Genomic DNA, 25,832 nt, shown 5'->3' on the forward strand with positions numbered 1-25,832 from the left:
GGGCGGCCGGGGCGGACGTCGACGACACCGGAGGCGCCGCGCCAGGTCTTCCGGCCGGCCCGTGCCTCGGCGAAGACGCCCGGTGTCCTCCCGCGCGCAGATCCGGGACGGCGCACGCCGCCCACTCCACCGGCGGCAGGCGGCCGGAACAGGGTCCCGAAGCGCTGGAAGCACTCGCCGACGGCCTGCTGACCCGGATCGCCGGGAACACCGTTACGGCCGTGTGAGGAGCCGCGCCCATCCGGCGGTGAAACGGTGCCGCTCCAGGCCGATGGCCGCGAACTCGTCGCTCGCGTCCCCCCGGTCGACGCCCAGCCAGCGCAGCATCGTATTGGCCGCCATGCCGTCGAACTCCCGGATGATCTCGTAGTGGTCCTCGGCCTCGCCCGGCATGTTCGCCGTGAACCGGGGCCCCCAGACGACCTCACCGCCGCGCCAGACGACCGCCGCGTGGAACCCGGTGCCGCCGAAGAACTCGACATGCAGGTATGCCACCTCGCCGTCCACGGACCGCTGCCGCGCCCACTCCGCGATCCCGGCGGTCAGTTCGTAGAAGCCGTCCACGGCCTCGGTCTCGTCCGGCGCGCCCAGCAGACCGGTGACGATCTCGTCGGTCAGCGGCAGGAGCGACCACGTCCCCTCCGGCCCGAGGGGAACGGTCGGCAGCGTCGCGCCGGCCGTCCTCAACAGCAGAATCCTCAGATCTCCAGCCACGCCACCCAGGATATCGATCATGGCGGAGGGCGTGGACCGGGCAGCCGGCCACGGGACCGTCGTCGGCCCGTACACCGAAAGGGGGTTCACCAGCCGCTCAACCGCAACGGCACGTCCCGGCGCCAGGCATCGACGCACGCCGCGGAGTACGGATATGTCTCCGGTGGCAGCTCATCCCACCGGAACCACCCGATGCGCGCGCACTTGTGCGGCTCCGCGTTGATCGGTGTGCCGTGCCGGGACGGGTCGAAGGCGACGGCGAAGGCGAGGCCGATCCGCGCGTGGCCGGACGGCGTGCGGTGGTGGATCGTGCTGACCAGACGTGGCTCGTCGGAGGCCAGGGCCAGCCCGACCTCCTCGAGGGCCTCACGGCGCAGACCGGACAGAACGTCCTCACCGTGTTCGAGTTTGCCGCTCGGCAGGTTCCACTGGCCGTCGGCGTAACCGGTGTTGTCGCGCAGGGCGAGCAGCACGTGATCGCCGTCGGTGAGGAGAAGCAGCACGTCGACGGGGTGTGCCGGTGGGTTGCGGATCGCCACCGGCGGGCTGGCGGGGATTCGATGCGTCGGCATGAATGGATGGAAGCACGGAGGTATGACAGTTTCGGGGCGTTGACGGGGAAGGTTCGTCCTAACGAGACTCTCCCTATGAGGGCCGTGGTCGTGCAGGACGGGGTGCTGTCGGTCGCCGAGGTGCCGTTGCCGGTGCCGGGACCAGGGCAGATACGGTTGCGGGTGACGCGCGCCGGGATCTGCGGGTCGGATCTGCACGTGCGGGTGCACGCCGACGACAGCGCGGACGTCGCCGCCGAGGTGGGTTATCCGGATTTCATGCGATCGAAGCACCGTGTCGTGATGGGTCACGAATTCACCGGCGTGGTGGACGAATACGGGCCGGACACGAGGCGACGGTGGAGGAAGGGGCAGCCGCTCGTCGCGCTGCCGCTGATCCGGCACGGCGACGACGTGCACATGATCGGGCTGTCCGAGCACGCGCCGGGCGCCTACGCGGAGTACATGCTGGTCGCCGAGGACGCCGCGATGCCGGTGCCGACCGGGGTCCCGGCGGATCTGGCGGCGCTCACCGAACCCCTCGCGGTCGCCCTGCACGCCGTGCATCGCGGTGACGTGACCGGGCGGGACACCGCGGTGGTGATCGGTTGCGGTCCGATCGGGCTCGCGGTGATCCTGATGCTGAAAGCCCTGGGGGTACGCCGGGTGATCGCCACCGACCTCGTCGAGGGCCGCCGTGAGCTGGCCCGCCGGTGCGGCGCGGACGTGGTCACCGGGGAGCCGTGGGCCGGGCTCACCAAGCCGATCACCGAGATCTACGGCACCGGCCTGGATGCGCTGCACCGGCTTCGCCAGGTCCCGGGGATGCCCTGGTGGCAGGCGGTCGCGGCGGCCCGCCGGCTGGGCCGGGGCCCGGTCGTGTTCGAGTGTGTCGGCGTGCCGGGCGTGATCGAGGACATCGTCACGCGCGCCCCGATCCGCTCCCGGGTCGTGGTCGTCGGCGTCTGCATGGAACCGGACACGTTCCGCCCGACGATGGCGAGCAACAAGGAGATCGATCTGCGGTTCTCGTTCTGCTACGACCCGGCGGAGTTCCGTTCCACTCTGCAGATGATCGCCCGGCGCAGGATCGATCCACGCCCGCTGCTGACCGGCATCGTGCCGCTCGAACAGCTCGCCGGGGCTTTCGACCGCCTCCGCCAGCCGGGCAAACACGCGAAAATCCTGGTAAATCCGGAAAAAGGGTAAGCAGAGGTGCCCGTCGCGCCGCTGCTCCCCAGCGACCCGGATCAGATCGATGATCATATTCTGACCGGTCGCCTCGGCAGCGGCGGCATGGGCACCGTCTACCTCGCCCTCGACCCCGGCGGCCGGCAGGTCGCGATCAAGGTGGTCCGCCCCGATCCCAAGTTCCTGGCCCGGTTCCGCAGCGAGGTCAAGCGGGCCCGCCAGGTCCCCCCGTTCTGCACCGCCGCCGTCCTGCACGACGATCTCGAGCACGACCCGCCGTACCTGGTCGTCGAATACGTCGACGGCCCGAGCCTGGCCGAGGTGGTCGGCGACCGCGGTCCCCTCTCCCCCTCCGAGACGTACGCCGTGGCCGTCGGTGTCGCCACCGCCCTGGTCGCCATCCACGGCGCCGGTGTGGTGCACCGCGACCTGAAACCGGCGAACGTGCTCCTCGCCGTCGGCCTGCCCAAGGTGATCGACTTCGGGATCGCCCGCAGCGCCGACCTGAGCGCCGAGCTGACCGGCCCGGATCAGGTCGTCGGCACGCTCGCCTACCTGGCGCCGGAGTGCCTGGACACCGGGTCGCGCGACCGGGTCGGGCCGCCCGCCGACGTGTTCGCGTGGGGTGTGCTGGTCGGGTACGCCGCGACCGGCCGCACCCCGTTCGCCGCCGACTCGCCGCTGGCCACGGTGGGCCGGATCCTCACCCAGCCACCCGACCTGACCGGCCTGCCGGAGCCGTTGCGCACGCTCGCCGCGTCGGCGCTGGAGAAGGACCCGGCCCGCCGCCCGGAGGCGTCCGGGCTGCTGGACGCGCTGCTGTCGGCGGGCCGCCCGGATGTCACGCCGGAGCTGCAGCGGGCCGCCCGGGCCGCGCAGGCCAGCCGCCGCCCGGCCCGCCGCTGGATCGGCTGGGCGGCGGCGGGCGCGCTGGTGGCGAGCTTGATCGCGGGTTCGGCGGTGGCGCTGGCGCGGGCCGGTGACCGGGCCGAACGGCAGGAACGGACGCTGGCCCAGCGGGACCTGCTGGACCGGTCGGCGCAGGTGCTGGAGACCGACCCGGGGCTGGCCCTGCGGCTGGCGGTGAGCGCGCAGACGATCGGGGCGTCGGCACGCAGCCGGGCCGCCACGGACGCGGCGCTGGCCACCGGGTACGAGACGGAACTGAGCCCGGACGAGGCCGTCTACGCCGCCGAGTTCCGGCCGGACGGCGGCATGGTGGCGACGGCAGGCGCGGGCGACGTCCGATTGTGGTCGGTGGCGGGCGGCCGGTTCAACCGGGCCGGCGCGCTGGAGACGGGTGGTGAGGAGACCACCGATCTGTCGTTCAGCCCGGACGGGCGGACCATCGCGACAGCGGGGGCGCGGCTGCGGTTGTGGGACACCTTCGGGGCCTATCCCCTCGCCGAGCTGACCGGGCAGGCGTGGGACGCGGTGCAGTTCAGCCAGGACGGCGCCCGCCTGCTGAGCGTCTCGGACCGGATCGAGCTGTGGGACGTCCGGGACCGCCAGCAACCGCGGTCGGTGTGGAGCGCCCCGGCCGGGACGGTCACCCGGGGTGGCGCGCGGCTCAGCCCGGACGGTCGGCTGCTGGCCGGGGTGGCCGAGGGCGAGCTGCTGACGATCTGGTCGGTGACCGGCCCGCCCCGGAAGGCGGCGGTGCTCACCGACGCCGACGCGGTGATCAACCTGGCGTTCAGCCCGGACGGCAGACGGCTCGCGGCGGCCACGGTCAGTGACGGGGTACGGCTCTACGACCTCACGGACCCGGCGCGGCCCCGGTTGCTGTCGACGTTCGGGGGCGGTGAGGGGACGACCACGCGGGTGGCGTTCGACCCGACCGGGACGCTGCTGGCGGCCGGCGGCGAACAGCGGACGGTCGGCCTGTGGAGCCTCGCCGGCGGGGGCGATCCGGTGCTGCTGCGCACGCTGCGCCGGGACGGCGGCTGGATCTCCTCGCTGGACTTCACCCCGGACGGCGCCCGGCTGCTCACCGCGGGCTGGCAGGGCGCGGCCCGGTCGGCGGCGCTGTGGCGGGTCGCCCCGTTCACCCCGGTCCGGCGGGCCCGCCTGGACGCTCCACCGGACCCGGCACGCCTGGTCGGCGTCTCCCCCACGGACGTGCTGGCGGTCACCTCCGGCGGGAGGACGGAATTCTGGGATCTGCGCGATGCGGGCCGTCCGGCGGCGGCACGGCAGGCGGTGGCCGGGGTTGCGGGAGCTTCGAGGGTACGGGTGACCGGCACCCTCCTGCTCACCGCCGGAACCCTCTACGACCTCGCCGGCGAGCCCCGAGCCCTGCTGGCGAACGTCCTGGACATCGACCCCGCCCGGGGCCTGGCCGCCGTCCTGGACCAGGGTTCCCGGGTGCTCGTGTACCGGATCGCCGCCACCCCGCGACTGCTCGCCGAGATCCCCGCCGACTATCTGGCGGCCGCCGTCTTCGACCAGGTCACCGGCGACCTGGTGATCGCCGGCGACAACGGCGGCGCGGACCCGTCGCTGACCGTGTGGCGGCCCGCCGGCCCGGCCGGCCCGGTCGCCGCCACGATGCTCGCCGCGCCGGGCGGCACCCAGGTGCTGGACGCCCGCGGCGGCACCGTCGTGGCCGTGAACCGTGACATCGTCACCTGGAACGGCCAGGACGTGCGGTCGGTGCGGCGCCCGGGCCGGACCGTGATCGGGGCGGGTGCGGTCAGCCTGGCCGCCGACGCCTCGCTGCTGGCGGTCGCCGGGTTCACCGGCACCGAGCTGTGGAGCCTGTCCGCGGACGCCGACCCGCTGCTGGTGGCGGTGCTGCCGGGCCGGCCGTCGTCGGTGGCGTTCAGCCCGCGCGGCCCGCTGCTCACCGTCGCCGACGCCGGTGGCACCACGATCTGGGACGTCGGCGCGATGCGGGCGACCCTGCGGGAGCCGCTCGCGGAGGGCTGTCTGCGGCAGGGTGGCCTCAGCGCGGCGGAGTGGGCGGCGTACGCGCCGACCCTGCCGTACGAGCCCGCCTGCCGCTGACCGTCACTCGTATCGGCCCGGACTGCCCGCACGCGCGGCCCGGAAGCGGTCCACCAGCGTGGCGAGCACGTCCATCTCGGCGGCGAGCGCCGTCCGCCCGTGCGCGCGTCCCCGGGAAGCCGCGGATCAGGAGGAGATCCACCAGCCACCCGGCGATCATGGCGATCGCGACGGCGCCGGACCAGGCGGCCGGCCGCCGGTTGCGCTGCCACAGCGCCAGGAACGTCAGCACCGACGCGGGCCGGAGCAGGATCCGGGTGAACGGCAGCAGCCAGGTCACGTTGCCGATCACCAGCACCGCGAGGAGCAGGACGGCGGCTTTCCCGTACGACCGCGGGCCCTCCCCGACCCCGCTGCGCCGCACCCGCACCCGCCCGGTCAGCCACAGCACGACCAGCGCGAGCAGGCTGCACCGCGGCCAGTGTGCCGGCGCCGGCCAGACGTAGTAGTTCACCAGCCCCTGATAACCGGCGAACGTCACCATGAACAGCCCGAACACCAGCATCGGCGCGGACCCGCCCCGCCGCGCGGCCCGCACCCGGCCCCGCGAACCGGCCCGGCTGGCCGCCGAAGAAGTCCATGAGGCGTCGCTTTCCCGGCCGGCTGACGTGGTCAAGCACCGACCGGCGAACTCATCACCAACCGTCGATATCAGCGTTAGCCTGGTCGCATGCTGGACGACATCGATGTTGCCGAACTGTCCGCACGGTCCGGGGTCAAGTGGGCCCGGGCCACCGCCGCCGGCGCGATCCCGGCGTGGATCGCCGACATGGACTTCCCGGTGGCCGAGCCGGTGCTCGCCGCGATCCGGGACGCCGACCACGGCTATCCGGTGTGGGAGGAGGACCCCCGCGCCAATCCGCTGATCGACGCCTACGTCAGCCGGACGGAGACGCTGCACGGGCACCGGCCGGACCCGGGGTCGGTCCGCGTCTTCACCGAGACGATCCAGGCGCTGCAGGCGATCCTGCACGTGGCCACCGAACCCGGTGACGCGGTGGCCATGCACGTGCCGAGCTATCCGCCGTTCCTGAAGACCCTCGAGCGGATGGGCCGCCGCCTGGTGCCGATCCCGATGACCGACACCGGCAGCGGCTGGGCGTTCGAGGTGGACCGGCACGCCCTGGCCGGGTGCCGGGCGCTGATCCTGGTGAACCCGCAGAACCCGACCGGCCGGGTCTTCACCCGTGCCGAGCTGTCCGGGCTGGCCGATCTGGCGGAACGGCACGACCTGCTGGTGATCGCCGACGAGGTGCACTCCGAGCTGGTCTACGCGCCGGGCCGGCATCTGCCGTTCGCGCCGTTCGCACCGAACCGGACGATCACCCTCGCCACCGCCAGCAAGGCGTTCAACCTGGCCGGGCTGCGCTGCGCGGTCGCCGACGTGGCGGCGCCGCGGGTCCGCAAGGCCCTGGACGCGCTGCCGGAGCGGCTGCTCGGCCAGCCGGGCACGCCGGGGGTCGTGGCCACCCTCGCGGCGTGGGAGCACGGCGGGCCGTGGCTGGCCGAGGTGCGGACCCTGCTGGAACGCAACCGCCGCCTGATCGCCGAGCGCCTCGGCCGGCACCACTCGCCCGAGGCGACCTATCTGGCCTGGCTGGACCTGCGGTCGCTGGGCGGTGACCCCGCCGGGCGGATCCTGGCCGAGTCGGGGGTGATGCTCAGCCCGGGGCCGCAGTTCGGGCCCGGCGGCGCCGGTTACGCGCGGCTCAACTTCGCGACGTCGCAGCCGGTGCTGGACGAGATGCTGCGGCGGCTGGCCCCGTACGCCGCCTGAGCTCTCACCACGGGATCGGCCCGGCGTCCTCGAAGAACCCGCCGGTCGGCCCGCCGTCCGGGAGGGTGGCCAGCGTGATCGCGATCGCCGCGCCCTGCTGCGGGGTGCGGCGACCGCGGTGCCCGTTCAGGTCGGTGGCGGTGAACCCCGGGCAGCCCAGGTTGATCAGGATGCCGGTGTCCCGCAGCGCCTTCGCGTACTGGATGGTGATGCTGTTGAGCAGCGTCTTCGACGGCGCGTACGCCATCGACAGCGGCCCGGTGTCCCCCTCGTGCTCGCTCTGCCGGGTCAGCGAGCCGACGCCGCTGGACATGTTGACGATCCGCGGCGCCGCCGACCGGCGCAGCAGCGGCAGCAGAGCGTCGGTGACCCGGATGACACCGAGCACGTTCGTCTCCAGGACGGCCCGGATCTCGGCGAGATCGGTGGCGGTCGGCACCTGATTCCGGCCACCGGTGATCGCCGCGTTGTTGACCAGCACGTCGAGGCGCCCGAACCGCTCCTCGATCAGCGCGGCCGCCGCGGTCACGCTCGCGTCGTCGGTCACGTCGAGCGGCGCCCCGAACGCGTCCACCCCCGCGGCCCGCAGCTTCCCGACCGCCGTCTCGCGCCGCTGCTCGTCGCGGGCGCCGACGCCGACGGTCCAGCCCAGCGCGCCCAGACCGGCCGCGATCTCGTACCCGATCCCCTTGTTGGCGCCGGTGACCAGCGCGATCGTGTTCTCACTCATGACACCGATCCTGGCCGGGCCGGACAGCGCGACCAACACCACTTACGCGCGCATCGATACCCGGTGGGTATCGATTACGGTGGCGGGATGGAGACGCGAGAGCTGCGCTATTTCGTCGCCGTCGCCGAGGAGCTGCACTTCGGCCGGGCGGCGCTGCGCCTCGGGATCGCCCAGCCGCCGCTGTCCCGGGCGATCGGGCACCTGGAGCGCCGGCTCGGGGTCACCCTGCTGGAACGCACCAGCCGCACGGTCGGCCTCACCGAGGCCGGCGCGGTGCTGCTACGTGAGGGCCGGGCGGCGCTGGACGCGGTCGACGCCGCCGAGCGCCGCACCCGCCGGGCCGCGCTGGGGTCCGCCGAGCTGGTGCTGGTCACGAAGGCCGGCGCGTCCAGCGAGCTGCTGCCGCGACTGCTCGACGCGTACGCCGCCGAGCCCGGTTCGGTCGCCGTCGACGTGGTGCTGTGCGGCATCGCCCAGCAGGAGGGCCTGCTGCGGGACGGGCGGGCCGACGTGGCGCTGCTGCACCTGCCGTTCGACTCGACGGCCGGCCTGGACTTCGAGGAGCTGGCCACCGAGCGGCAGGTCCTGGTGCTGCCGGCCGGGCACCCGGTCGCCGGCCGGGAGTCGCTGACGATGGCCGAGGCGGTCACGATCCCCGGGCTGCCGCCGCCGCGCTGGCCGGGCACCGACGACGGCCCGGGACCGGAGATCCGCGACCACGCCCAGTTGCTGCAGCTGATCGCGCTCGGCCGGGCGTCGGCGGTGCTGCCGGAATCGGTACGGTCCCAGCTGCGCCCGGAGCTCGCCACCGTGCCGGTCACCGACGCGCACCCGGTGACGACGGTGATCGCCTGGCCGCCGCACAGCCGGTCCCGGCCGTTGGCCCTGCTGATACGCACAGCTACCCGCCTATGACAGAATCGGCACACACGTTGCCGTTGATCTATCACTATGCGTGGAAAATTCCGGACAAGATGTGCGGTCTGTCCGTCCATTTGCGACACTGCCCGACATGCCAACGACAGATCTCCATCTGGTCGTCGACATCGCCGCCTGGTGGATCACCGCGGCGTACGAGTCCGGGAACGATGTTCAGCCCGTGCTCTTCGACGGACGAGCCCGCACACCCAGCGGGGTGTTCCACGACGACGGCGCCTACCGCGCCGGCACGGCCGCCCTCACCCGGGGCATCGCCCGGCCGGAGGACTACCGGCCCGACCCGATGACCCTGCTGCGGCACGGCGGTCCGGCGGAGGCGATCGCCGCGGTCCTGGCCCACGTCGCCGCCCGCACCGGCGGCGCGTCCGCCCTCACCGTCGTCACCGCCCAGTCCTGGGACCAGCCGGCCCGGCAGCGCCTGGAGAAGGCGGCAGCCCTCGCCCGGCTCCCCCGGCCCCGGGTGGTCACCGCCGCCGCCGCGGTCGCCACGCTCACCGGCGAGGACGTCGTGGTGGTGTGCGCGCCCGGCCCGGCGTGGCCGGAGGTCACCCTGGTGGACGCCCGGGACGGGCAGCAGCGGCTCACCGCCGCCCCGGTCCGCGCGCCGGGCGCCGCCGCTGTCGACGAGGCGCTGCTGCGAGTGGCGGCGGTGCGGGCCGGCGCCGACGCGGACGCCGACGACTGGCGGCTGCTCTGGGAGATCGAGCGGGCCCGGGCGGTGCTGGCGGTGCAGCCCCGGGCCGCGGTGCTCCTGCCGGAACCGCATCAGGCAGTGGTCGTGACCAGGGCCGATCTGGCCGCGGCCACCGCCGTGCACCTCGATCGTCTCGCCGACACCGTCAAGCAGTTGCTGGCCGACGCCGAGCTGACCCCGTCGGACGTCGGCGCGGTCGTGCTCGTCGGCGAGGACGAGCAGGTGGCCGCAGCTCTGACCGGCGCCGGCCTGGCCCCGGCCCGGACCGTCCGGGATCCGCACACCGTTCTGCGCAGCGCCGCCGGGACCCGCCCGCCGGGGCGGCCGGGCTGGCCGTGGCGGCGGCGCTGACCGGTCCTACTGGAAGACGATCGTGTGGTTGCCGTGCCGGATCACCCGGTCCTCGGCGTGCCACAGCACCGCCCGGGACAGCACCGACCGCTCCACGTCCGCACCCTGCCGCCGCAGCTCGGCGACGGTGTGGGCGTGGTTCACCCGGACCACGTCCTGCTCGATGATCGGGCCCTCGTCCAGGTCCTCGGTGACGTAGTGGGCGGTCGCGCCGATCAGCTTGACGCCACGCTGCCGGGCTTTCGCGTACGGGTCGGCGCCGATGAACGCCGGCAGGAAGCTGTGGTGGATGTTGATGATCGGGACGCCGACCCGCTCGATGAACTCCCCGGACAGGATCTGCATGTAGCGGGCCAGCACGATGAAGTCGACGTTGCCGGTGAGCAGCTGCAGGTGCTGCGCCTCGGCGGCCGACTTGTCGGCGCCCTTCGACGGCACGTGGAAGAACGGGATGCCGAACGAGCGCACCTCGTCCGCCGAGTCGGCGTGGTTGGAGATCACCATCGACACGTTCACCGGCAGCTCGCCGCGCCGGTGGCGCCACAGCAGGTCCAGCAGGCAGTGGTCGGTCTTCGAGGCGAAGATCGCCACCCGCTTCGGCACGGACAGATCACGCAGCGTGTACTCCAGCTCGAACCCGTTCGCCAGCTCCTGCCGCAGGTCCGCCTCGATCGCCGGGAGCGCTGCCTTCAGGTCCGGCCTGCCGAACACGGTCCGCTGGAAGAACGCGCCGCCGTGCGGGTTGTCCGAGTACTGGTCGAGCGAGACGATGTTCGCCCCGTGCCGCCCGAGAACGGTGCTGATGGCCGCGACGATCCCGGTCCGGTCCCGTCCGTGCACGATCAGCACGGCCTGGTCGGCGGCCGGCGGCATCGGCTGCGCTTGGTGCGGCGCGGGGGCGTTCTGGGTCAGGGTCACGTCGGGGCGTCCTTCCGGGGTTCTTCAGCTGTACGGGCCACCGAAGTCTAGGAATCTAGCCTGACCCTGCCGAAGCACAATCCCACAGGTCACCCGCGACCCACGTCACACCGTGCCCCCGGGCAGGTAGCCCTCGGCCTTGGTGACCACCGTCTCGACCGCCTCGCGCGGGTCGGCGCCGAGGCTGGCGATGGCGACCAGGGCGGTGAACACCACGTCCGCGAGTTCGCCGACCACGTCCTCGGTGGTGTGGGTGACACCCTTGCGGGGGTTCTGGCCGAGCACACCGATCCACGCCTGGGCGGCCTCGCCGGCCTCCTCGGTGATCTTCATGATCCGGCAGGTCAGCTCCAGGGGGTCGGCGCCGTTCCGCTCGTCGAGGAACTCACGCCAGCGCCGGGCGGCGTCCCAGACGGTGCTCTCCATGACAAAACCCCTTCCTGGGTACGGTGTGCCGATGCGCGACGACTCCCCGGCCCGGCCGATCCTGCCCGACGACCTGGAGGCCCCCGCCCCCGGCCTGGAGTCGGACGACTTCCACGAGAAGCGTTCGTTCGACGGCGCCGACCTGATCGGAGTGTTCGCGCAGACCGTGGAGTTCGCCCAGTGCCGGTTCCGGGCGGCCCGGCTGGCCGGCGCGGTGCTGCCGAAGGTGCGGCTGACCGACTGCCTGGTCGAGCGCTCCGACTGGTCGAACGTGCGCGCCGAGAGCGGCTCGATGGAGCGCCTCGCCGTCTCCGGGAGCCGGATGACCGGCCTGGCCTGGAGCGGCGGCGTTCTGCGGGACGTCACGTTCACCGACTGCAAGCTCGACCTGACGAACTGGCGCTTCACCCGGTTCGCCGCGGTCACCGTGACCGGCTGCAATCTGACCGGCGCCGACTTCACCAACGCCGACCTGCGCACGGCGACGTTCGTCGACTGCGACCTGAGCGGCGCCCAGTTCAGCAACGCGACGATGCGCGGCGCCCGTTTCCGGCGCTGCGAGCTGTCCGGCATCGGCGGCATCACCAGCTGGGCGGGCGCCGTCGTGCACCCGGACGACCTGCTGGGCCTGTCCTACGCCCTGGCCGGCGCCCTCGGCATCGTCGTCGAGAACTGACGCCTCAGCCGGCGACCGGTTCGGCCCTCGGGAGGTCCGTGCCGCCGGTCAGGGTCACGCCGCGCAGGTTCAGCAGGACGGCCAGGGCGGCGCCGGCGACCAGGGCGATGTCGGCGACGTTGCCGATGAAGAGGCCGAAGTAGTCGATGAAGTCGACGACGTGGCCCCGGCCGGGGCCCGGCTCGCGGAAGAGGCGGTCGGCCAGGTGGGTGACCGCGCCGCCGAGGAGCAGGCCGAGCGTCACGGTCCAGGCGCGGGACCGGACCCGGAGCGCGACGACGCCGGTGGCGATCACGGCGGCCGCGGTGAAGAGGGTGAGGAGCCAGGTCGCGCCGGCGGCCACCGAGAACGCGGCGCCCGGGTTGTAGGTCAGCTGGAACTGGATCAGGTCGCCGACGACGTCGACCGGGGGCCGGCCGGTCAGCGCGGCCACGGCCCAGAACTTGGTCAGCTGATCGGCCACGACCACGAGCACTGCCAGGGCCACGGTCAGCCGGAAACCCGCGTACGCCGCAGGTCTTCTCCCATCGATCACGGGCGCAGTCTACGCCGCCGCCCGGGCACGGCGGGCGAGCGCGGATGGCTCACGATGACCGGTATGGATGTCGCCCTTCTCGGTTCGCTGGCCGTGCTCGCGCTGATCGACTCGACCAGTTTCGGGACCCTGCTGATCCCGATCTGGCTGCTGATCCATCCCGGTCCGGTGCGGGCCGGGCGGATCCTGATCTTCCTGGGCACGGTCGCCACCTTCTACTTCGCCGTCGGTGTGGCCGTCACGCTCGGGGCCGGCGCCTTCCTGCCGCAGATCACCCGGATCTTCGCGACGGATGCCGCACAGTGGACGCTGCTGGTCCTCGGGGTGGCGCTGTTCCTGTGGAGCTTCTGGCTGGGCCACAGGAACCGGCCGGGCGCCGAGGGCCGGATGTCCCGCTGGCGGCGGCGGGTCCTGGCCGAGGACGGCGGGGCGCTGCCGCTGGCCGGGCTGGCGCTGCTGGCCGCGCTGGTCGAGGTGTCCACGATGCTGCCCTATCTGGGGGCGATCGGCCTGGTCACGGCGGCGGACCTGGCGGTGCCGCAGATCGCCGCGGTCATGGCGGGGTACTGCCTCCTGATGATCACGCCGGCGTTGGTGCTGATGGTGGTCCGCCTGGCCGCCGGCAAGCGGATCGTCCCGGCGCTGACGAAGGTCTCCGACTGGATGACGCACAGCGACACGGTCGCGTGGATCGTGGGGATCGCCGGTTTCCTGCTGGCCCGGGAGGCGGCGGCCAATCTCTTCCTGTTCGGCACGTGAGATATCGTGATCTTGATGTCGGGGCTCCGGAGGTCGGTGTGACCTGGTTCGTCGGCCAGTCACTGGTCTTCATCCTGCTCGCGTTCGTCCTCGGCGTGGTCACCGGCCGGTTGTGGAAGGCCGCCGAGAAGCCCCGGGTGCACACCGTGACGGGTTTCCGGGCCGGGACGCCGGACCGTGACGCCGCCCCGGTTCCGCCGGCGGCCGGGCCTTCCCCGCCGTCGGCCGCGCCGGCCGGCCGCCCGTCCCCGCGGCCCCGAGCGCCCCGATGACGTCGCGCCGGTTCGTCGTCCCGGCTGCCCTGCTCGGTCTCGCCGTGATCGTCGCCGCGCAGCTCGGCCCGAACCGGTACCGCATCGAGGACGACCTGACCCGGCACGCCACCGCTGCCCTGACCGCCGCCGGGCAGCCGCATGCCGTGGTCACCTTCGACGGTCAGGACGCCCTGGTGGTGGCCGGTTCCCCGGCCGAGGCGGACCGGGCCGGGGCGATCGTCCGGGCGGTCGCCGGGGTCCGCACGGTCCACATCCGGGTGACGGGTCCCGCACCGGCGGCCGCCCCGCAGCCGACGCGACGGGAAACGCAGGCGGCGCAACCGGGGGCGCAGCCGGTGCGACCGGGAACACAGCCGGTGCAACCGGGAACACAGCCGGTGCGACCAGCGGAGACGCGCGACCGGGTGCGGGAGCGCCTGGCCGCCGTCCCCCCGCTGACCTTCGAGGCCGACGGCACCCGCCTGACCGGAGAGTCCCAGCGCGACCTGCCCCGGATCGCCGCGATCCTGCGGGAGTTCCCGGACGCCACGATCCTGATCGCCGGGCACACCGACGCCCGGGGCAGCGCGGCCACGAACCTGACGCTGAGCTGGGCCCGCGCCGACGCGGTACGGGCCCGGCTCCGGAACCTCGGGGTGGCCGACGAGCGGATGACCGCTGTCGGTCACGGCGAGTCCCGCCCGCGAACCCGGGAGAACCCGCCGAACCGCCGCGTGGAGCTGTCGGTCAGAGCTGAATAGCCTTCGTCTGGGTGAACTCGAGGATGCCGTACGGGCCGAGTTCCCTGCCGTGCCCGGACTGCTTGTAACCGCCGAACGGGGCGAGCGGGTTGAACGCGGCCCCGTTGATCTCGACCTGTCCGGTCCGCAACCGCCGGGCCACCCGGACCGCCCGGTCCCGGTCACCGGACCAGACGGCGCCGGCGAGCCCGTACGGGCTGTCGTTGGCGATCCGGACGGCGTCGTCCTCACCGTCGTACGGGATGATCGCCAGAACCGGGCCGAAGATCTCCTCGCGAGCGATCGTCATGTCCGGGGTGACGTCACTGAACACGGTGGGCCGTACGAAATAGCCCCGCTCGTGATCCGGCTCCCCGCCCGTGACCAGCCGCGCGCCTTCCGCCTGCCCCTGCGCGATGTAGTCGCGGACCCGGTCCCGCTGCGCCGCCGAGACCAGCGGCCCGAGCACCGTCCCGGGATCGTCCGGGTCACCGGTCGCGAAGTGCCCGGCCACCGCCGCCGCGATCTCCTCGACCACCGGCAGCGCCGCCCGCGGCACCAGCATCCGGGTCAGCGCGGTGCACGTCTGCCCGGAGTTGATGTAGCACTTGGCGAGCCCGTCGGCGACCGCGTCCTTGAGGTCGGCGTCGTCGAGGATGATGTTCGCCGACTTCCCGCCGAGCTCCAGGGCGACCCGTTTGACCGTCGCCGCCGCGACCTCGCTGATCCGCCGTCCGGCCCGGGTCGACCCGGTGAACGACACCATGTCCACGCCCGGATGCCCGGCGAGCGCCTCCCCGACCACCGGGCCGTAGCCGGTGACCAGGTTGAACACCCCCGCCGGCAGGCCCACCTCGTCGAGGATCCCGGCGAGCACGAACGCGCTGAGCGGCGCCACCTCACTCGGCTTCACCACGATCGTGCACCCGGCGACGAGCGCGGCGGCGACCTTCGCGGCGACCTGGTGCAGCGGGTAGTTCCACGGGGTGATCGCCGCGACCACCCCGACCGGCTCGCGTTCGACCAGGGAGTTCCCGATCCGCTGCCGCCACGGCAGGTCCTCGGCGAGATGCTGCATCGAGGTGAACGTGGCGATCGGCAGCGCGGTCTGCACCCCCGCCGAGAACGGCAGCGGCGACCCCATCTCGCGGCTGATCAGCGCGGACAGCTCGCCCTGGCGTTCCTGCAGCTTCGACGCGACCGCCGTGCACACGGCCACTCGATCGGTGAGCGGTGTCGCGGCCCAGCCCTCGAAGGCGTTCCGCGCGGCGTCGACGGCGGCATCGGCGTCCGCCGGGCTTGCGGCGGGGACGGTGGCGAAGACCTCTTCGGTGTACGGGTTGACGACCTCGATCTTCTCCGCAGAGGCCGGTTCCACCCACCGGCCGCCGATGAACAGCTTGTCGGTGTTCACCGTGACGCCTCCTTGATGTTCTCGGCGGTCCTGCACGCCAGGGCCATGATCGTGATCATCGGGTTGGTCCCGGACGGGCTCGGGAACGCCGACGCGTCCCCGATCCACACCCCGGGCGTGTCGTGCAGCTCGCCCCGCGGGTCCGCGACGCTGGTGGCCGGGTCCGTGCCCATCCGGCAGCTACCCATCTGGTGCGCCGAGAAGATCGTCGCCCCGCCGGCCCGCAGCGGCACCCGCCGCGCCCGTTCGATGTAGGCCTCCAGGTCGTCGCCGTACCGCCACGGCGGTATCCCGCGCGCCAGCACCCGGATCCCCCGCGCTCCGGCCGCGTGATGCAGCCGGATCTCCGCTTCGAGAGCCCGGTAGCTGTTGCGGATGTCGAGGTCGTCGGTCAGCGAGTACCAGTGCACGGTGTTCCCGGCAGCGTCGAGGGTGACCCTGCCGTGCCCGCGGTCCCGGATCAGCCCGATGAACGAGGCGTTGTTCCGGAAGTCGGCCATCGCCTGCTTGTGCTCGGCAGCCGACGTGAACGGCACCGACGACGCTCCGAGCCCGGTCGTGTACTGCACGCTCTCCATCAGGAACCCGTGCCCGTCTTCGACGTTCGCGAACTCGTCGACCAGCCCGGCCTGCGGCGCGCCCCACCACGCCTGCATGTCCGTCCCGTAGTCACCCATCGTCACCGTGCACGGATGCAACCGCAGGTGGTCGCCGGCGGCCGGCCCACCGATGCCCGACCGCAGCAGCACCCCCGGCGACTCCAGGGCGCCCGCCGCCACCACGACGATCGGGGCCCGCACGGTCACCGCCGCCCCGCTCCGGGTCCGGCCCGTCACCCCCGCCGCCCTGCCGTTCTCCACCAGCACCTTCTCGACCCGGCAGCCCTCGACGAGCTGCGCGCCGTGCTCCAGGACGGCGGGCTCCAGATAGACCTTCAGCGTCGACCGTTTCGCCCCCGACCGGTCCCCGAACCCGAGGTGCCCGGCGATCGCGGCGTCGTGCCGTTTCTCGTCCCAGTTCCGGAAGATCGTGGCGAATGACCAGCCCAGCGCCTCGGCGCCCCGGTGCATGGCCTCGTGCACCCGGTTCAGCTCGGAACACTGATCGGTCACCGAGAGCTCCCGCCAGACGGCGTCGAGGTGGCGGTCGAAGGCATCAGTGGCGAGGTCGGTGAGCCCGTGCTCGGTGGCCCACTCCTGGCGTACCCCGTCCTTGGTCTTCAGGCAGTTGGTCCAGTTGATGACGGTTCCTCCACCGACCCCGGCGCCGGCCATCAGGGTGACGTTGAGGTCGGCTGTCGTGTTCGGGCCGCCCCGCCAGTAGGACCCCTGGTAGGCGGGCAGCTCCAGCTGGTCGAAGTCGTCCTCGGTGCGATAGCGCCCGGCCTCCAGCACCACCACCCGGGCGCCGGTCGCGGCGAGCCGCCCGGCGATCAGGCCGCCTCCGGCACCGGATCCGACCACCACGACGTCGGCGGCCAGTTCCCGGTCCCCGTCGATCCGGAGGGGCTCGATGGTACGGCCGAGCTGTTCGGTACGGCAGTCGACCGGCCCGGGATAGCCGAGCCGGGTCCAGTTCGGATTCCGGCCGGCCGCGTCCGTGCGCCCGTACGTCATCAGCAGGATCAGGCTGGTCAGCGACCCGATGCCGACCGCCGCCGGCGACGAGGCCAGCGACAGGGTGGTGAGGATCTGCTCCCGCGACTCCTGCGAGGCCCGCGGCTGGAAACCCTGCAGGGCGAGGATGTCGAGGAGCCCGCCGATCGCCTGCCGCTGTTCGGCCGGCATGTCCGCGAGCATGTCGAGAACGCCCTGATCAGCGCCGACGTCGGTGGCCTTGCGAGCCCAGAACCCGTCGGTGTCGCCGGGACGGTCGAACGAGGGGACGATGGTGTCGCAGAGAAGCCGCAACACCTGTGTCTGGTTCGGAGTGAGGATCTCGGTCACGGTGCGCTCCTGCTTCGGTGGAGAAGTCCGGTGGCCGTGCTGGTCCCCAATGTAAATCCGGATTCACATGTCGCACGTGCTCGCCGCCGTGCCCGGTTGTGCGGATCTTGCACTTCCGGACCCCCACAGACCGCGAGCCGTCGCCCACGCCTGTTCTCGGGCCCGCGTGACCGGCCTGCTGTACGGCTCTTCGTTCAGCGGGTGGGCCGGCGGAATCGATGTTGCGGATTCGCCGGAGGTCGGTCAGGATCAGCCGCATGTCTGAGGGAAAGGGCGTCCAGCGCCCCGCCAAGTGAGTGCCGTGCCGCCGTCGGGCGGCACCGACTGGCTCGAGACGGCGATCATCTCGATGGCCGCCGCCGACTACGGGAGTCCGGCCCGCGTACGGATCTTCGACGAGGTCCGCGCCGACCTCGGTGGCGCCGTCGCCCAGCGATTGATCACCTATGCCGCCGACGAACGCGTCGCCGTCCGGCGGGCCGCTCTCCGGCTTCTGACCGAACTGTCCCCGCACGACCGGCCCTGGCCCGAGGCGGCGGACGCAGCCGGCCGTGCCCTGACCGATCCGGACGAGGAAGCCCGGCGCGCCGCGGCCTGGTTGCTCGCCGAAGCCGGCACACCCGGCCGCTGCGTGGCCGTGATCGGCTCCTCGGCCGACCCGATCGTCCGGGTCGCCGTCGCCGAGGCGATGACCGCCGCCGCGATCACCAGCACCGACCGTGATTCCTGGCTGGACCCGGTACGCGCGTTACGGGCCGACCGGATTCCGGCGATCCGTGTGCTGGCCGCCTGCGCGACACCCGGGTCGGCGCCGGTCGACGCGGCGATCCGTGCCGACGTGGACGCGGCCGATGGTGTGCTGGCCGCCCCGGGCAGTCGTATCCGCTGGTCCACGGGTCACCGCTGGGCCTCTGCTTTCCGCCGCGACGACCGGGAGGAGGAATGCTACGCCTGGACCATCCGTCTGCTGGACCCGTCCGAGAGCCCGGCCGCCCACCGCGCCGGCCTGCTCCTCGCCGCCGAAGCCATGCGCACCTGGCGAGCCGCCGCGACCGGGCTCGCTCCGGCCCTGGCCGCCCTCCTCACCGCGGTCCGGCAACCCCTCCCCTCTCCTTCCACACCCCCGGAGGCGGTGCTGCGGGCGCTGACCGCCTCAGCGACTGCGACCCGGATGGCGGCGGATCAACTGGCGACCGTGCTGGAGGACCCGGAACTCGGCAATGCCGCCGCGGTCGCGCTGGGGAGCGCGGGTGATCAGCGGGCCGTGCCGTACCTCGCAAGATTGGTCCGGACCGGGTGCCGCGAACCCGGCCTCGGCGAAGCGCTCGCCACGTTGGCGCCGGACGCGCCGCCGCTGGTCACCGCCGCAACGGGGGTTATGGTCGAACATCCCGTCGACTGCCCGGTGCCGTGGTGGGAGTGCGCGGTGGCGCCGGCCCTGCGGGTTCTGGCCGCGGCCCCACAGCATGCGGCCGCGATCGTGCCGTTACTGGTCACGCAGCTCGAGCACGCGCTCGACGGCGCCGTGCGGGTTCGGGATGCGTTCGATCACGGGGTCACGCGTGACCGCGCGAATCTCGGGGACGTCAACTGGGAGATCGGCGTTCTGGGGAAGGCCGGGCCGGCGGCCCGGGAGGCGGTTCCGGTTCTGGAACGGTTCGCGGCGAGCGGCGGCGGGTCGGCTGATCTCGCGGCCGGCGCGCTGGTACGGATCACCGGGAACCGTACGCTCGCTGACGACTATCTGGCCGGGAAGCCCGAGCAGCTGCGGCACTGCCGGGTCGCGCCCGGGCTGTTGTCCTGGCTGGTCGACAACGGTGGGCTCACCGTCCGCCAGCACCGCCAGCTGCGGCATCTCTTCGGGCAGCCGGGCAGGATGCGGGTGGAGACCGCCGGGACCCTCTGGCGGCACGAAGGCCCGGCAGCCGCCGGTGACCTGCTCCGGGAGCTGCCGAGCTATGTCGACGACGACCTCTACGGCCCGCGGGTCCTGCGGGTGTTCGCCGCGATGGGCCCACACGCCCGGCCGCTGCTCGGGTTCCTGGACGGGCTGATCGGGTCGCGGCACCGCGCGGGTTTCTCGCTGCCGGACCGGGACGCCGAGATGCGCGCCGACGAACGTCTGATCGACGCCGCGATCATCGCTCGCGCCGCGATCGCCGGAGAACCGTCCTGATCACGGGGCCGGGGATGCGTGCGAGGATGCGGTCATGAGCAACGATCTGTCGGTCAGCGTCGAGGGTGGCGTCGCGCTGCTGGAGATGCGGCGGCCGCCGGCGAACCACTTCGACGAGGCGCTGATCGGGCGGATCGTCGACGCCGCGCGGAGTTTCGACCACGACCCGGACTGCCGGGTGATCATTCTGGCGTCGGACGGGAAGCACTTCTGTGCCGGGGCGGATTTCGGTGGCGGCGAGTTCGCGGAGGATCACGTCACGGCGGCGGAGCGGCTGTACCGGCGGGCGGCGGAGCTGTTCGACGTCCGTACGCCCATCGTCGCCGCCGTGCAGGGCACCGCCGTCGGAGGCGGGCTGGGGCTGGCCTGCGCCGCCGATTTCCGGGTCGCCGAGGCGTCCACCCGGTTCGTGGCGAACTTCGCCCGGCTCGGGTTCCACCAGGGTTTCGGGGTCAGCGTGACGCTCCCGGAGATCGTCGGGCGGCAGGCGGCCGCCGACATGCTGCTGACCGGCCGTCGCGTCGATGGCGCGGAGGCGCTGCGGCTGCGGCTGGCCGACCGTCTCGCCGCGCCCGGTCACCTCCGGCAGGCGGCCCGGGAGCTGGCCGCCGAGATCGCCGCCTCGGCCCCGCTGGCGGTCCGTTCGATCCGGGCCACGCTGCGGGCCGGCCTGGCCGAGCGGGTCCGTGCCGCACTGGACCACGAGCTGGCCGAACAGAAGATCCACTGGGCCACGAAGGACAGCGCCGAGGGCATCGCCGCGAGCCTGGCCCGCCGCCCGCCCGTCTTCACCGGCGAGTAGCGCGACCCCCGGCTGGTTCTGGTGGCTGTCTCCGGCCGCTGGAGACAGCCACCAGAAACTGCCGGGTTTCAGGACAGCGGGCGGACCGCGCCTTCGACGCAGCGCAACAGCAGGCGCAGCGTGTCGTGGCGGGATGCGCGCGTCTCGGCCAGGTAGTTCCAGGCGGCGTACAGGTGGGACCACATCAGGTTCTGCACCCACACCGGTGGCAGCTCCGGGTCGATGCTGCCGTCGGCGTGCCCGCGCCGGACCATCGACTCGATCTCGTCGTCGCAGCCGGCCTCGAACGACACCTGCTCCTGGAACAGCAGCGACAGCACGTCGCCGAGGTCGAAATACTCCTGGCAGAGGCGGCGCAGCGCGGTGGCCCCGCTGTCGTCCCCGACCCGGGCCCGCGCCCCGGCCTCGTCGAGCCGCCGCCCGGCCTCCTCCTTCAGCGCGGCGATCAGGTCGGTGCGCTCCGGGAAGTAGCGATGCAGCGTGGTGCGGCCGACGTCGGCGGCGGCGGCCACGTCACCGAGCGGCGCGGCCGGATGGCGTGCCAGGACCTCGATGGCGGCGGTGAGGATCGCCTGCCTGGTCCGGGCGCGGCTGCCGGTGGGTGCGGTGGTCACCGCGGCAGAATAACACTTGCCCATTACGGAACAACGGTGTTCCACTATGGGAATGCCGGATACCGCGAGACTGATGAGACTGCTCCGTCCGCACCGCCGCACCATGGCGCTCGGGCTCGCCCTCGGCCTGGCCGGCAACGCCGCGGGCCTGGCCACCCCGATGGTCACCAAGTGGGTGCTGGACAGCTTCTCCGACGGCGTCGACCTGGCCACCCCGATCACCGTCCTCGCCGCGCTGGTCGTCGCCGGCACCGCGATCACCCTCTGGCAGTCGATCCTGCTCGGCACGCTGGCCGAACAGATCGTGCTCGACGCCCGCACCTCGATCATCCGGCGGTATTTCCGGGCCCGCCTCCACGACCTGCTGGCCCGGCCCACCGGCGAGTTGGTCACCCGGGTCACCTCCGACACCGCGCTGCTGCACCAGGCGTCCAGCAGCGTCATCGGCCTGATCAACGCCGGGATCGGGCTGGCCGGCACGCTCGTGCTGATGGCCGTTCTCGACCTGACGCTGCTCGGCTGCACGCTCGCCGCGGTGTCGGTGGTGGCCGTTCTCATGACGGTGCTGCTGCCGAGGATCGGGGTCGCGCAGACCGCTGCTCAGGAGGCGGTCGGGCGGCTCGGAGCCAACCTGGAGGGGTCGTTACGCGCCATCCGTACCGTCAAGGCGAGCCGGGCGGAGGCCCGCCAGGGCGACCAGGTCGTCGGCAACGCTCAGGACGCCGCCGCGCACAGCATCCGCGCCGCGAAGGTGGCGGCCACCGTGTGGACCATCGCCTGGTCCGGCATCCACCTCGCGGTCCTGCTGATCCTCGCGGTCGGCGCGTGGCGCGCCCACGCCGGGCTGCTGGAGGTGTCCAGCCTGGTCGCCTTCCTGCTGTACGTGTTCCAGCTGATGGGCCCGATCGGCGAACTCACCCAGAACCTGACCGCGCTGCAGGCCGGCATCGCCGCCGCCGGCCGGATCGACGAACTCGACGCGATCGCCCTCGAACCCGCCGCCCCGGAGACCGCCGCACCGGCCACCGCCGGTGACGGTCCGATCCTGGAGTTGCTGTCGGTGACCGCCCGCTACGGCCCGGACGCGCCCGAGGTGCTGCATGACATCGACCTGACGATTCCCCGGCGCGGTCACATCGCGATCGTCGGCCCGTCCGGCGCCGGGAAGACCACCCTGTTCTCGCTGCTCCTGCGCTTCCTCGAACCGGATGGTGGCCGCCTCCTGCTGGACGGGCAGCCCTACGCGGCGTGGGGGCATCAGGAGGTCCGGGCGCGGCTCGCCTACGTCGAGCAGGAGACCCCGGTGGTCCCGGGCACTGTCGGTGACAACTTGCGGTTCACCCATCCCGAGGCTTCCGACGAGGAGGTACGGGCGGCGCTCCGTTCCGTCCGGCTCGGCGACCTCGACACCGCCCTGCGGGCCACCGACGTCTCCGGCGGCCAGCGGCAGCGGATCGCGCTGGCCCGGGCCCTGCTGCGCACCCCCGACGTGCTGCTGCTCGACGAGGCCACCGCCCAGGTCGACGGCCTGACCGAAGCCGCCGTGCAGGACTGCATCCGGGAACGCGCCGCCCACGGCGCCGTGGTGACGATCGCGCACCGGCTGTCCACGGTCCTCGACGCCGACCGGATCGTGGTGCTGGAGGACGGCAGGATCCGCGCCCAGGGCACGCACGCCACGCTGTACGAGACCGACGACCTGTACCGCCGGCTGGTCGAGGCCCTGCGGATCGCCGCCGATCAGCCCGCCACGCTGCTGACGTCCGGATAGGCGCGGGTCTCGGTCGCCTTCACCGCCACCCACAGTTCCCGCCCCGGCGACAGGTCGAGCTGGGTGGCCGCCGCGGGCGTGATGTCGGCCGCCACACTGATCGGCCCGTCCAGCCGGACCCGCAGGTTGTCGCCGTGACGCTGGATGTCGGCGAGCACCGCAGGCCAGGTGTTGCGGGGGCTGCCGTCCGGCTGGTGCGGGTGCAGCGCGACCGCCGCCGGCGGGAACGCCACGAACGCGTCCCCGTGCACCGTGTCCGTGCTGGTCAGGGCGAACCCGTCGGCGACCGTGACGGAATGCCCGGCGCCGCGGCCGCGGTACAGGTTGAGACCGACGAGACGGGCCACATAGTCGGTACGCGGCCGCGCCGTGATCGTCGCCGCGTCCCCCTCCTGCACCACCCGGCCGTTCTCGACGATGACCAGACGGTCCGCGAGCACCAGCGCGTCCAGCGGATCGTGGGTCACCAGCAGGGTCGCGCCCGGATGCTCGGCCAGGTGCCGCCGCAGCTCACCACGGGTCTCCAGGCGGGTCCGGGCGTCCAGCGCGGCGAGCGGCTCGTCGAGCAGCAGCACCGTCGGGTCGACCGCCAGCGCCCGGGCCAGGGCGACCCGCTGCGCCTGGCCGCCGGACAGGTCACGGGGCTTGCGGCGCGCGTACCCCGCAAGCCCCACCCGGTCCAGCCACCGGTCGGCGACCGCATGCGCCGCCGCCCGGTCCCGCCCGTGCCGACGCGGCCCGAACGCCACATTGTCCCGGGCGCTGAGGTGCGGAAACAGCAGATAGTCCTGGAACACGACACCGATCGGGCGCTGCTCCGGCGGCGTACGGCTCAGATCTCTGCCGTCCACCGTGAGATGACCGCCGGACAGCGGGGTCAGCCCGGCGAGCGCCCGCAACGCCGTGGTCTTCCCGGCGCCGTTCGGCCCGAGCAGCGCCACCGTCTCACCCCGGCCGATCCGCAGGCCGATGTCGAGCTGGAACGTCCCGCGCCGCACCATCAGCCGCGCGTCCAGCAGAGATCCGGTCATGGGGCGGTCAGCCAGCGGTCACGCAGCCCGGCCAGGATCGCGACCGAGACGACCAGCAGGATCAGGCTCAGCACGACCGCTCCCTCCAGGTCACCGCTCTCCATCGTCTGATAGACCGCGAGCGGCATCGTCTGCGTGATGCCCGGATAGTTCCCGGCGAACGTGATCGTCGCCCCGAACTCCCCCAGCGCCCGCGCCCAGCACAGCACCGCCCCCGCCGCGATCCCCGGCGCCACCAGCGGCAACGTCACATGCGTGAACGTCGTCCAGCGGCCGGACCCGAGCGTCGCCGCCGCCTCCTCGTACCGGCTGTCAGCCCCCCGCAACGCCCCCTCGACCGCGATCACCAGGAACGGCAGCGCCACGAACGACTCGGCGATCACCACCCCCGCCGTCGTGAACGGCAACGTGATCCCGAACGTCGCGTCCAGCCACTGCCCGACCAGCCCACGCCGCCCGAGCGCCAGCAACAGCGCGATCCCGCCGACCACCGGCGGCAGCACCAGCGGCACGGTGATCAGCGCCCGCACCAGCCGCCGCCCCGGAAACTCCACCCGGGCCAGCAGCCACGCCAGCGGCACCCCGAGCACCAGGCACAACACGGTCGCCACCGTCGACGTCAGCAGCGACAGCCGCAGCGCGGCCACCACACCCGGCTCGGTCAGCCGTTCGAGCAGGCTCCCCCACGGCGTCCGCGCCAGCAGCCCCACCAGCGGCAGGATCAAGAAGATCAAACCCAGGACTGCGGGCACCAGCAGAGGTACGGGTACGCGCCCCGCCTTCGCCCTCATCCCGTCGATGCCCGCCTGGTTCCCGCGGACGGCGCCGACCGCTCCACCACCACCGTCGTCGACTTGATCACCGCCACCGCCACCGAACCGACCCGCAGATCCAGCTCGTCGACCGCTTCCCGGCTCATCAGCGACACCACCCGGAACGGCCCGCACTGAATGTCCACCTGCGCCATCACGGTGTCCTTCACCACCGCGGTCACGATCCCCCGCAGCCGGTTCCGCGCCGACGACTCGTCCGCCCGCTCGTCCGGATCGTTGCCCTTGGCCCGTACGAACGCCGCCAGCTCCACCCCGTCGACCACCCGGTGCCCGCCGTCATCACGTCCCGCGGGCAGCCGCCCGGCGTCGACCCACCGGCGCACGGTGTCGGCGCTGACCCCCAGCAACTCCGCCACCTCACCGATCCGAAACCCCGTCACGGCGGAGATTCTATTCCTCTCGCACCTGCCATCCCGGGCCCGTATCCCCTACCGCATCTTCACGTCGCCTCCTCGGCCATCGCTCGCATATGCTGCGCTGGCACCTCAGGCCCGGATCTTCCCGGTCACCCGGAGCTTCACCAATTCCGCACCCGGGATCGCCGGCCGCAGCCCTTGCCCGTAGCCGGTCCACCGCACTGCCGATCACCGAATTGCCCCCGCTACGGCCAGCGGCCCCTACCGCCCGTGCCCCGGGAACCGATATGCCCCCGCTCACGACGCCATTCACCGTCCGGGTCCGAGTCGCCGACATGCGCCACCCGACGCCCGCAACGCCACCCACGGCCCGCAACCGCTCACCGCCCGGGTTCCACCGACATGCGTCACCCGACGCCCGCAATGCCACTCACCGCCCGCCACCGCTCACCGTCCGCTTCGATGGGACCGGGCGCATGGCGATCTTGAGCATTTGCCACCGGGATCGACCGTCAGCCCTTGATCTTGTGCGGGTCACACCGGCACTCCCCCCACGAGATCGCCAAGGCTCACGATCTTGGGTATCAGGCACCGGATTTCCGAAGCTGCGCGCACCAGTATGGAC

The 25,832-nt window shown here is 72.9% G+C and carries 25 protein-coding genes; 12 read left to right on the top strand and 13 right to left on the bottom strand.

Annotated features, from left to right (window positions below):
* Positions 1 to 213: 213 nt before the first annotated feature.
* Together ACZ3II_RS36545 and ACZ3II_RS36550 are read right to left on the bottom strand one after the other, a co-directional pair.
* Complete coding sequence (locus tag ACZ3II_RS36545; protein ID WP_465524074.1) at positions 214 to 714, bottom strand: hypothetical protein; 501 nt, start codon at positions 712 to 714, stop codon at positions 214 to 216.
* 86 nt (positions 715 to 800) lie between these two features.
* Entirely contained in the window at positions 801 to 1,286 is a 486-nt protein-coding gene (locus ACZ3II_RS36550; RefSeq protein ID WP_465524076.1) for an NUDIX domain-containing protein, read from the bottom strand.
* A gap of 75 nt (positions 1,287 to 1,361) precedes the next feature.
* On the opposite strand from ACZ3II_RS36550, the gene ACZ3II_RS36555 reads away from it, so the two are divergent.
* Both ACZ3II_RS36555 and ACZ3II_RS36560 read left to right on the top strand, forming a co-directional pair.
* Positions 1,362 to 2,474: a zinc-binding dehydrogenase gene (locus ACZ3II_RS36555; RefSeq protein ID WP_465524078.1), complete on the top strand. Its 1,113-nt coding sequence runs from the start codon at positions 1,362 to 1,364 to the stop codon at positions 2,472 to 2,474.
* A 6-nt stretch (positions 2,475 to 2,480) separates the two neighbouring features.
* A complete protein-coding gene (locus ACZ3II_RS36560) occupies positions 2,481 to 5,465 on the top strand; it encodes a WD40 repeat domain-containing serine/threonine protein kinase (RefSeq protein WP_465524080.1) in 2,985 nt (994 codons plus the stop codon).
* Here the strand turns inward: ACZ3II_RS36560 and ACZ3II_RS36565 are convergent.
* Positions 5,404 to 6,081, bottom strand: a complete 678-nt coding sequence (locus ACZ3II_RS36565) for a hypothetical protein (RefSeq protein ID WP_465524082.1) — start codon at positions 6,079 to 6,081, stop codon at positions 5,404 to 5,406. The genes ACZ3II_RS36560 and ACZ3II_RS36565 overlap by 62 nt on opposite strands.
* Positions 6,082 to 6,135: 54 nt before the next feature.
* Here ACZ3II_RS36565 and ACZ3II_RS36570 point away from each other — a divergent pair, with 54 nt between their 5' ends.
* Entirely contained in the window at positions 6,136 to 7,242 is a 1,107-nt protein-coding gene (locus tag ACZ3II_RS36570) for a MalY/PatB family protein (RefSeq protein WP_465524084.1), read from the top strand.
* Positions 7,243 to 7,246: 4 nt separating this feature from the next.
* Here ACZ3II_RS36570 and ACZ3II_RS36575 read toward each other — a convergent pair whose 3' ends face one another.
* Complete coding sequence (locus ACZ3II_RS36575) at positions 7,247 to 7,972, bottom strand: SDR family oxidoreductase (protein ID WP_465524086.1); 726 nt, start codon at positions 7,970 to 7,972, stop codon at positions 7,247 to 7,249.
* Positions 7,973 to 8,059: 87 nt separating this feature from the next.
* On the opposite strand from ACZ3II_RS36575, the gene ACZ3II_RS36580 reads away from it, so the two are divergent.
* Positions 8,060 to 8,887: a LysR family transcriptional regulator gene (locus ACZ3II_RS36580; protein ID WP_465524088.1), complete on the top strand. Its 828-nt coding sequence runs from the start codon at positions 8,060 to 8,062 to the stop codon at positions 8,885 to 8,887.
* A gap of 97 nt (positions 8,888 to 8,984) precedes the next feature.
* Positions 8,985 to 9,956: an Hsp70 family protein gene (locus ACZ3II_RS36585; RefSeq protein WP_465524090.1), complete on the top strand. Its 972-nt coding sequence runs from the start codon at positions 8,985 to 8,987 to the stop codon at positions 9,954 to 9,956.
* A 6-nt stretch (positions 9,957 to 9,962) separates the two neighbouring features.
* Here ACZ3II_RS36585 and purU read toward each other — a convergent pair whose 3' ends face one another.
* Positions 9,963 to 10,874, bottom strand: a complete 912-nt coding sequence (purU, locus tag ACZ3II_RS36590) for a formyltetrahydrofolate deformylase (protein WP_465524092.1) — start codon at positions 10,872 to 10,874, stop codon at positions 9,963 to 9,965.
* Between the two features lie 105 nt (positions 10,875 to 10,979).
* A complete protein-coding gene (locus ACZ3II_RS36595) occupies positions 10,980 to 11,300 on the bottom strand; it encodes a MazG-like family protein (protein ID WP_465524094.1) in 321 nt (106 codons plus the stop codon).
* 31 nt (positions 11,301 to 11,331) lie between these two features.
* On the opposite strand from ACZ3II_RS36595, the gene ACZ3II_RS36600 reads away from it, so the two are divergent.
* Positions 11,332 to 11,976, top strand: coding sequence for a pentapeptide repeat-containing protein (locus tag ACZ3II_RS36600; RefSeq protein ID WP_465524096.1), 645 nt, complete (start codon positions 11,332 to 11,334; stop codon positions 11,974 to 11,976).
* Between the two features lie 4 nt (positions 11,977 to 11,980).
* Here the strand turns inward: ACZ3II_RS36600 and ACZ3II_RS36605 are convergent, their stop codons facing one another.
* A complete protein-coding gene (locus tag ACZ3II_RS36605) occupies positions 11,981 to 12,511 on the bottom strand; it encodes a signal peptidase II (RefSeq protein ID WP_465524098.1) in 531 nt (176 codons plus the stop codon).
* Positions 12,512 to 12,574: 63 nt separating this feature from the next.
* Here ACZ3II_RS36605 and ACZ3II_RS36610 point away from each other — a divergent pair, with 63 nt between their 5' ends.
* The 3 genes from ACZ3II_RS36610 to ACZ3II_RS36620 are packed head-to-tail and all read left to right on the top strand — an operon-like array spanning position 12,575 to position 14,285.
* The gene (locus tag ACZ3II_RS36610; protein ID WP_465524100.1) at positions 12,575 to 13,270 is read left to right on the top strand and encodes a GAP family protein; all 696 of its coding nucleotides are present in this window, start codon (positions 12,575 to 12,577) and stop codon (positions 13,268 to 13,270) included.
* Between the two features lie 38 nt (positions 13,271 to 13,308).
* The gene (locus tag ACZ3II_RS36615) at positions 13,309 to 13,542 is read left to right on the top strand and encodes a hypothetical protein (protein ID WP_465524102.1); all 234 of its coding nucleotides are present in this window, start codon (positions 13,309 to 13,311) and stop codon (positions 13,540 to 13,542) included.
* Positions 13,539 to 14,285, top strand: a complete 747-nt coding sequence (locus ACZ3II_RS36620) for an OmpA family protein (RefSeq protein WP_465524104.1) — start codon at positions 13,539 to 13,541, stop codon at positions 14,283 to 14,285. Before ACZ3II_RS36615 ends, ACZ3II_RS36620 begins: the two co-directional genes overlap by 4 nt.
* Here ACZ3II_RS36620 and ACZ3II_RS36625 read toward each other — a convergent pair.
* Together ACZ3II_RS36625 and ACZ3II_RS36630 are read right to left on the bottom strand one after the other, a co-directional pair.
* Positions 14,272 to 15,678, bottom strand: a complete 1,407-nt coding sequence (locus tag ACZ3II_RS36625) for an aldehyde dehydrogenase family protein (protein WP_465524106.1) — start codon at positions 15,676 to 15,678, stop codon at positions 14,272 to 14,274. The genes ACZ3II_RS36620 and ACZ3II_RS36625 overlap by 14 nt on opposite strands.
* The gene (locus ACZ3II_RS36630; RefSeq protein ID WP_465524108.1) at positions 15,675 to 17,624 is read right to left on the bottom strand and encodes a GMC family oxidoreductase N-terminal domain-containing protein; all 1,950 of its coding nucleotides are present in this window, start codon (positions 17,622 to 17,624) and stop codon (positions 15,675 to 15,677) included. Before ACZ3II_RS36630 ends, ACZ3II_RS36625 begins: the two co-directional genes overlap by 4 nt.
* A gap of 292 nt (positions 17,625 to 17,916) precedes the next feature.
* Here ACZ3II_RS36630 and ACZ3II_RS36635 point away from each other — a divergent pair, with 292 nt between their 5' ends.
* Together ACZ3II_RS36635 and ACZ3II_RS36640 are read left to right on the top strand one after the other, a co-directional pair.
* Positions 17,917 to 19,800 (top strand): HEAT repeat domain-containing protein, encoded by a 1,884-nt coding sequence (locus ACZ3II_RS36635; RefSeq protein WP_465524110.1) that lies wholly within the window; start codon positions 17,917 to 17,919, stop codon positions 19,798 to 19,800.
* 34 nt (positions 19,801 to 19,834) lie between these two features.
* A complete protein-coding gene (locus ACZ3II_RS36640; RefSeq protein ID WP_465524112.1) occupies positions 19,835 to 20,602 on the top strand; it encodes an enoyl-CoA hydratase/isomerase family protein in 768 nt (255 codons plus the stop codon).
* A gap of 68 nt (positions 20,603 to 20,670) precedes the next feature.
* On the opposite strand, the gene ACZ3II_RS36645 is transcribed toward ACZ3II_RS36640, so the two are convergent.
* Positions 20,671 to 21,216, bottom strand: coding sequence for a TetR/AcrR family transcriptional regulator (locus tag ACZ3II_RS36645; RefSeq protein ID WP_465524114.1), 546 nt, complete (start codon positions 21,214 to 21,216; stop codon positions 20,671 to 20,673).
* A 73-nt stretch (positions 21,217 to 21,289) separates the two neighbouring features.
* On the opposite strand from ACZ3II_RS36645, the gene ACZ3II_RS36650 reads away from it, so the two are divergent.
* The gene (locus tag ACZ3II_RS36650; protein ID WP_465524116.1) at positions 21,290 to 22,987 is read left to right on the top strand and encodes an ABC transporter ATP-binding protein; all 1,698 of its coding nucleotides are present in this window, start codon (positions 21,290 to 21,292) and stop codon (positions 22,985 to 22,987) included.
* Here ACZ3II_RS36650 and ACZ3II_RS36655 read toward each other — a convergent pair.
* From ACZ3II_RS36655 to ACZ3II_RS36665, 3 genes are read right to left on the bottom strand one after another with little or no spacing between them, the layout of a single operon-like run.
* Positions 22,957 to 24,018 (bottom strand): ABC transporter ATP-binding protein, encoded by a 1,062-nt coding sequence (locus ACZ3II_RS36655; RefSeq protein ID WP_465524118.1) that lies wholly within the window; start codon positions 24,016 to 24,018, stop codon positions 22,957 to 22,959. The two genes, ACZ3II_RS36650 and ACZ3II_RS36655, sit on opposite strands and share 31 nt — an antisense overlap.
* Positions 24,015 to 24,809, bottom strand: coding sequence for an ABC transporter permease (locus ACZ3II_RS36660; protein ID WP_465524120.1), 795 nt, complete (start codon positions 24,807 to 24,809; stop codon positions 24,015 to 24,017). The genes ACZ3II_RS36655 and ACZ3II_RS36660 overlap by 4 nt, the downstream gene beginning before the upstream one ends.
* The gene (locus tag ACZ3II_RS36665) at positions 24,806 to 25,231 is read right to left on the bottom strand and encodes a TOBE domain-containing protein (RefSeq protein ID WP_465524121.1); all 426 of its coding nucleotides are present in this window, start codon (positions 25,229 to 25,231) and stop codon (positions 24,806 to 24,808) included. The genes ACZ3II_RS36660 and ACZ3II_RS36665 overlap by 4 nt, the downstream gene beginning before the upstream one ends.
* Positions 25,232 to 25,832 lie beyond the last annotated feature (601 nt).

It is taken from the genome of Actinoplanes sp. NPDC019969 (assembly GCF_055562375.1).